Raw genomic sequence first — 325 nt, forward strand, 5'->3', positions numbered from 1 at the left:
ACCCACCAGGCGCGGATGCGCGACACCAGGTTGGCGATCACTGCACTGGGCTGCCCACGCTGCCGCCAGCGCAGGGTCTCGGCCACCAGCGTGGCCAGCACCAGCACCGCGCCGACGCTGCGTCTGGGTTACCAGCCGGAAGTGCTGGTGTTCCTGAGCCAGGGCGCGGCGCCCTACGCACTGGCGGTGGGCAGCGCGACCGCGCGCCGCACGGACGCGGTTGCGCGGATAACGCGCAGACATTGCCCATGGAAAGGTGTACGTCGCATGCTGAAGATCGATTCGCTGTCCAAGACGTACGCCAACGGCGTGCATGCCCTCAACA

Annotated in this window: 2 pseudogenes; one reads left to right on the plus strand and one right to left on the minus strand. The window is 68.3% G+C overall.

Features of this window, described 5'->3' with window-relative positions:
• A pseudogene (locus ABGA94_RS21430) lies at window positions 1-107 on the minus strand (phosphatidate cytidylyltransferase); the annotation flags it as partial.
• Between ABGA94_RS21430 and ABGA94_RS21435 the strand changes: the two are divergent.
• A pseudogene (locus ABGA94_RS21435) lies at window positions 94-219 on the plus strand (DUF3999 family protein); the annotation flags it as partial. The pseudogenes ABGA94_RS21430 and ABGA94_RS21435 overlap by 14 nt on opposite strands.
• Window positions 220-325 lie beyond the last annotated feature (106 nt).

It is taken from the genome of Stenotrophomonas sp. 3diitr2024, from assembly GCF_042136455.1.
GTDB classification, from domain to species: domain Bacteria; phylum Pseudomonadota; class Gammaproteobacteria; order Xanthomonadales; family Xanthomonadaceae; genus Stenotrophomonas; species Stenotrophomonas sepilia.